The 6,033-nt window shown below is 72.0% G+C and carries 5 protein-coding genes; 4 read left to right on the forward strand and 1 reads right to left on the reverse strand.

What is annotated here, in order from left to right:
* The first annotated feature begins 221 nt into the window (after nt 1–221).
* The 3 genes from ACIA8D_RS37300 (at nt 222) to ACIA8D_RS37310 (ending at nt 3,088) form a co-directional block, all read left to right on the forward strand.
* Nucleotides 222–1,991 (forward strand): CocE/NonD family hydrolase, encoded by a 1,770-nt coding sequence (locus tag ACIA8D_RS37300; RefSeq protein WP_399239121.1) that lies wholly within the window; start codon nt 222–224, stop codon nt 1,989–1,991.
* A 181-nt stretch (nt 1,992–2,172) separates the two neighbouring features.
* Nucleotides 2,173–2,415 (forward strand): LapA family protein, encoded by a 243-nt coding sequence (locus tag ACIA8D_RS37305; protein WP_399239125.1) that lies wholly within the window; start codon nt 2,173–2,175, stop codon nt 2,413–2,415.
* An 88-nt stretch (nt 2,416–2,503) separates the two neighbouring features.
* A complete protein-coding gene (locus ACIA8D_RS37310) occupies nt 2,504–3,088 on the forward strand; it encodes a GNAT family N-acetyltransferase (protein WP_399239127.1) in 585 nt (194 codons plus the stop codon).
* Here ACIA8D_RS37310 and ACIA8D_RS37315 read toward each other — a convergent pair.
* A complete protein-coding gene (locus ACIA8D_RS37315) occupies nt 3,066–3,407 on the reverse strand; it encodes a DUF6204 family protein (RefSeq protein WP_399239129.1) in 342 nt (113 codons plus the stop codon). The genes ACIA8D_RS37310 and ACIA8D_RS37315 overlap by 23 nt on opposite strands.
* A 207-nt stretch (nt 3,408–3,614) precedes the next feature.
* On the opposite strand from ACIA8D_RS37315, the gene ACIA8D_RS37320 reads away from it, so the two are divergent.
* A complete protein-coding gene (locus tag ACIA8D_RS37320) occupies nt 3,615–5,642 on the forward strand; it encodes a DUF5107 domain-containing protein (protein WP_399239131.1) in 2,028 nt (675 codons plus the stop codon).
* Nucleotides 5,643–6,033: the final 391 nt, after the last annotated feature.

Raw genomic sequence — 6,033 nt, forward strand, 5'->3', positions numbered from 1 at the left:
CACCCTGCCGCCCAAGGCGGCAGATTGCCCAAGGCGAGGTGGCATCGGCCGGTGCAGGCAAATCATGCCCCTGCGGCGATCGAGCAGCGGGGTCCGGGGCGGAGCCCCGTGGCGTGGGGCGGAAAATCACCCGGCACGCTTCTTGCCCCTTGCTGACACGTGCCACACGATGGCTCCGCACTTACCGTTACCCACCGGTAAGGCACACCGTGGAGGTCGCCGTGCCCAGATCCCGCATCACGCTCGCCGCCGCCCTGACCGTCATCGCCTCAGCCACCCTCGCCATCCCCGCCCAGGCGGACACCGCCACCCCCGTCACGGCGACCCCCCTGAAGATCACGGTCCGCACCGCGGAGCGGACCTGCACCGTCGACGCCGACCTCTACCGCCCCGACGGCGTCGACGCCGCGCACCCCGCGCCCGCCGTCCTGACCACCAACGGCTTCGGCGGCAACAAGTCGGACAGCACCGCCGACACGGCCCGCGCCTTCGCCGAGCGCGGCTACGTCTCGCTCGCCTACTCCGGCCTCGGCTTCGGCAAGTCCGGCTGCCTCGTCTCCCTCGACGACCCGCGCATCGACGGCAAGGCCGCCTCCGCCCTCGTCGACCTCCTCGCCGGCACCCGCGCAGCCGACGACGGCACGAAGATCGACTACGTCACCGCCGACAAGAAGGGCGACCCTCGCGTCGGCATGATCGGCGGCTCGTACGGCGGCGCCATCCAACTCGCCACGGCCGCCGTCGACCACCGCGTCGACGCGCTCGTCCCGCTGATCACCTGGAACGACCTCTCGTACTCCCTCGACCCGCAGAACGCGCGGGACCCCGAGGCCGCCGACGTCCCCGGCGCCTTCAAATGGCAGTGGACCAACGGCTTCTACCTCATCGGCGAGGGCCAGCCACTGCTCTCCCCGTCCCTCGACCCGTCCCGGATCAACAAGCTCAGCTGTCTGCACTTCGTCGACGACGCCTGCGCCACCATCCGTACGCTCAACTCCGGCCGCTACCCGGCCGCCGAGACCCAGCGGCTCCTCTCCTACGCCCGCAGCGTGTCCCCGGTGTCGTACCTGAAGCAGGTGAAGGCGCCGACGCTGCTCGTGCAGGGGCAGGCCGACTCGCTGTTCAACCTGAACGAGGCCCGCTCGACGTACGACACCCTCAACGCCCAGGGCACCCCGGCCAAGATGATCTGGCAGTCCTGGGGCCACAGTGGCGGTCTCACGGACCCCGCCGCCGGTGAACTCAACCTCTCCGAGGGGAACTTGGAGACCAGCTATGTCGGTCGGCGCGTGCTCTCGTGGTTCGACCGGTATCTGCACAAGAAGGACGGCACCGACACCGGCCCCGCGTTCGCCTACTACCGCGACTGGATCGCCGACCCGAACGGGACGTACGCGACCGCGCGGGACGTCCCCGCGCTGAACCGCACCCTGTACCTCTCCGGCGACGGAAAGCTCGTCGACAACCGCGAGAAGGTGGCGCGCGGCAGCCGCGAGTACCGCAACTGGCTCGTCCCGACCAGCCACTCCGAGTCCTCGCTCGCCGGCCTCATCGGCCTGTCCGACCCCGCCCCGTACGACACCAAGGGCACCTACCTCGACTGGACCACCGATCCGCTGGCCTCCGCCACGGATGTCGTCGGCGTTCCGAAGGCGACGCTCAAGGTGATCTCGCCGAAGACGGAGCGCGTGCAGAACTCGGGGGACGCCGCCGACAAGCTGGTGCTCTTCGCGAAGCTGTACGACGTGGCGCCCGACGGCTCGAAGACGCTGGTGCACCGGCTCGTCGCCCCGGTCCGCGTCCCCGACGTCACCCGCCCCTTCACGGTCTCCCTCCCCGGCATCGTGCACCGCTACGAGAAGGGCCACCGGATCCGGTTCGTGATCGCCGCGAGCGACGACGCGTACGGCGGCAACAAGGGGATCAAGCCGGTCACCGTGACCAGCGCCCCGGACGACACCGGAACGGTGCGGCTGCCCGTCGTGCCCTAGGGCCTGTCGTTTGGATCAGGCCGGGCTCGCGGGGCCTGATCCAAACGACAAGCCCTAGCCGCAGTACCGGTGGCCGTCACCCGTACGGTCCCCTGACCTGTGCGTTCGTGCCGCCTCCCCGGACATCCTTGGCAGGGGAGGCGGCGACCGGCCTCCGGGAGAACGACGGAAGGGTCCACCGATGAGCCCCAAGGGCGGTTCGAGTTCCTCGACGAGCGGCGGCTCCGGCGCGTTCACCCCGGCCAGGATCGGCGTGCTCGTCCTGGCCGTCCTCGGCCTGGTCTTCATCTTCGAGAACACCCGGCACGTGAAGATCCGGCTGCTGATCCCCGAGGTCACCGTGCCGCTGTACCTGGCGCTGCTGATCACGGCGGTCATCGGCGCGATCTGCGGCGGCTACTTCGTGTCGCGCAGACGCAAGTGAGCGGCGTGCGGTGACCCGCCCCCGGAAACGTGCGGTGCCCCCGCCCCCCGGAAGCATGCGGCGGACAACCGCTTTCTAGGCTGGCCCGATGACCGACTACCTCGCCACGGGTGCCCGCGTGGGCATCCGCCCCTGCTCCCTCGACGCGGCCGACGTCGCCGAGTTCACGGCACGCGCCCGCGAGAGCGTCGCGCTGCACCGGCCCTGGCTGTTCCCGCCCACCGGCGCCACCGCCTACACCGAGTACGCGGGCCGGCTCATCGCGGACCCGACCCGGCACGGCTTCCTGGTGCACGAGAGGGACGGCGGGGCGAGCGGCACCTTCACGGGTTCCCTCGCGGGGTTCATCAACATCAACAACGTGGTGCTCGGCGCCTTCCGCTGCGGCGCGCTCGGCTACGGCGCCTTCGCGCACGCGGCCGGGCGCGGGCTGATGTCCGAAGGGCTCGGCCTCGTCGTCCGGCACGCGTTCGGCCCGCTCGGGCTGCACCGTCTGGAGATCAATGTGCAGCCCGGCAACGCGGCGTCGATCGCGCTCGCCCGCAGGGCCGGATTTCGCCTGGAGGGCCTCTCGCCGGACTTCCTCTTCATCGACGGCGCCTGGCGCGACCACGAGCGCTGGGCCCTGACCACGGAAATGGCGGGACGCGCTAACGGCGCGACTTCCGGTTGATCTTCATGGTGGCCATGTCGGTCACCGTCGAGCGCAGCTCCCCGTGCCCGTACCCGCGCTCCTTCAGATACGCCTCCGCCCTCTCCTCGGCGAGCGCCCCGGCCATCTCGTCACCATCCTCCGGGTCGGACTCGACGACGTACCGCATGGAGAAGTGCTTGAGCGTCCGGTCGTAGGCGAGCGAGCCCTCCGGGCCGAACTTCATGCCGGCGATGCCCTCGTGCTCGGCGACCTCGGCGAGCAGCCGCTCCCGCGCCGCGTCGGTGAGGTCCTCGAAGACGGCGCGGACGATGACTCGGTAGGTGTGGCTGTCGGCCATGGTGGTGCGTTCTCCTCGGGCGTACGTACTGCCTGCCTGCCTGCCTGCCTGCCTGCCTGCCGGCCGGTCACGGCGCAGGGCGGAAGGAGCCAGCGTACGGGGAGGCGGACGGGACGCCCACGGAATTTCGGGGCGTCCGGGGTCCGGCCGTCGCCCGGCTTTGCGCAATCCTGACCGGAGGCCACCCTGTTCAGCTCCCGCCGGACCATGTTCCATGGTCATCGGGGCGGGCCGCGCCCCTGGCGACGGGAGGCACACGTGACCGAGATCCGCCGTGCGGTACTGACCCTGCCGGGCGTGCCCCTGGGCCCGGACAATCCGCTGCCGCCCCTGCGACCACTCGACGAGATGCACGAGGTGGACGAGCGCGCCAAGGAGAACATGCCGCTCGACATGGCCCGGCAGGTCGGCTACCGGCCGCTGCGCAGCGTGCTGCCCGAGCGGATACGTGACGGGTACGGGCGCGACCGCGCGCCGGTCGACCTCGACACGATCGTGATCGAGAACGACCGGCTGCGGGCGACGGTGCTGCCGGGCCTCGGCGGTCGCGTCGCCTCGCTCTTCCACAAGCCGACCGCACGCGAACTCCTGTACCGCAACCCGGTGTTCCAGCCCGCCGACTTCGCGCTCAACGGCGCCTGGTTCTCCGGCGGCATCGAGTGGAACATCGGCGCGACCGGCCACACCGCCCTGTCCTGCGCACCGCTGCACGCCGCGCGCGTACCCGCCCCCGACGGCGGTGACATGCTGCGCCTGTGGGAGTGGGAACGCCTGCGCGACCTCCCCTTCCAGGTCGACCTGTGGCTCCCGGACGGCTCCGACTTCCTGTACGTCGGGGTACGCGTCCGCAATCCGCACGAGAAGCCCGCGCCCACCTACTGGTGGTCCAACATCGCCGTGCCCGAGGAACACCGGGTGCTCGCGCCCGCCGACGAGGCCTGGTACTTCGCGTACGAGCGCACGCTGAGCCGCGTACCCGTGCCGGAGTACGAGGGGGTCGACCGCACGTACCCGCTCAACAGCGAGTTCCCCGCCGACTACTTCTACGAGGTCGAGGACGGGCGGCGCCGCTGGATCGCCGCGCTCGACGACGCCGGGCACGGCCTCGTGCAGACGTCGACCGATCTGCTGCGCGGCCGGAAGCTGTTCGTGTGGGGCGCGGGGACGGGCGGGCGGCGCTGGCAGGAGTGGCTGACCGAGCCCGGCACGGGTGGCTACAGCGAGATCCAGGCCGGGCTCGCGCGCACGCAGTTGGAGCACGTACGCCTGGAACCGGACGGCGAGTTCAGCTGGCTGGAGGCGTACGGGCCGCTGTCCGCGGACGCGAATACCGTGCACGGGGGCGGGAGTTGGGGCCGTGCGGTCGACGAGGTGGAACGGCGTCTGGCGGACGCCCTTCCGCGCGCCGACGTCGACGCCGCGTACGAGGCGTGGCGGGTCTGTGCCGACACGGAGCCGGGGGAGCGGCTCGCGGTCGGGTCCGGCTGGGGTGCGCTCGAAGTGCTGCGCACGGGCTGGAAGTTGCCGGGGACGCCGTTCGAGGAGTCGACGCTAGGGGAGGCGCAGGCGCCGTGGCGCGAGCTGCTCGACTCGGGGGCGTTCCCCGAGCGGCGCCGGGTGGGGCCGCCCGGTCCGACGCTGGTCTCCCCGCCCTGGCGGGACATGCTGGAGACGGCGCCCGCGCGCCCGCAGTCCGAGTACCACCTGGGTGTCGCGCAGTGGCACGCGGGAGATCGGGCGCAGGCCGTACGCAGTTGGGAGCGCGGGCTCGAACTGGCGCCCTCGCTCTGGCCGTTCCTGCGCTGCCTCGCCGTGGCCGACGCGGCGGACGGCAACACGGAGCGTGCCGCCGACCGGTATGCCGAGGCCTTCGACGACCTGTGTGCGGAGCGCCGTGACGACGGGGAGCCGTGGCGCTCCGCGTGCGGGGCCCTCGGTCGGGAGGCTATCGGGGTGTTGCTCGCGGTGGGGCGGGTCGTGGATGCGCGGGGGGTGTGGGACCGTCTGCATCCGGCGACGCGCGAGCGGGGGCGCTTCCGTCTGATCGAGGCGCAACTCCTGTGCGCGGAGGGCGACTTGGGCGCCGCCCGGGCCGTCTTCGACGCGGGCTTCGAGGTGGCGGACCTGCGCGAGGGCGCGGAGACGCTCGGCGAGGTGTGGCAACGGGCGGCTCCGCCGGGGGACCCGCTGCCCCCACGGTACGACTTCCGCATGCGGCCGTCCGCCACGGATTGACGCCCCACGTCCGGCTGCGCCGTGCGGGTGGGTGGGAGATGGGCGGGGCACGGGCAAGGGCCGTTGCCTGCGGGGAGGCGGCCCATTCCAAGCCCGGCAGAGGTGTGGGCACATCAAGCCCCGCGGACGGGTGGGCAAGTCAAGCCCCTGCGGCGATTGAGCAGCGGGGTCCGGGGCGGAGCCCCGAGGCCGTATCGCCGGTGCCGGTGTCGGCAATTCGGGCCAGGCTCTCGGACAAGAGCTCGCAGAGCCCCGTGGCGTGGGGGCGGACGGGTCCCACGCCACGGGTGGCCCGTGGCTAGGGCTTGTCGTTTGGATCAGGCCGGGCTCGCGGGGCCTGGCACGCACGCTCGCGGCGTTGTCGTCGGTCGACGACGCTCCGCGTCGCCTC

The organism is Streptomyces sp. NPDC051684 (assembly GCF_044453445.1).
Classification (GTDB): domain Bacteria; phylum Actinomycetota; class Actinomycetes; order Streptomycetales; family Streptomycetaceae; genus Streptomyces.

What these genes read in the sequence shown, in the direction of transcription:
- ACIA8D_RS37305 (WP_399239125.1), top strand. Translation starts at nt 2,173, where the DNA reads ATGAGCCCCAAGGGCGGTTCGAGTTCCTCGACGAGCGGCGGCTCCGGC.
- ACIA8D_RS37310 (WP_399239127.1), top strand. Translation starts at nt 2,504, where the DNA reads ATGACCGACTACCTCGCCACGGGTGCCCGCGTGGGCATCCGCCCCTGC.
- ACIA8D_RS37315 (WP_399239129.1), bottom strand. Translation starts at nt 3,407, where the DNA reads ATGGCCGACAGCCACACCTACCGAGTCATCGTCCGCGCCGTCTTCGAG.
- ACIA8D_RS37320 (WP_399239131.1), top strand. Translation starts at nt 3,615, where the DNA reads ATGTTCCATGGTCATCGGGGCGGGCCGCGCCCCTGGCGACGGGAGGCA.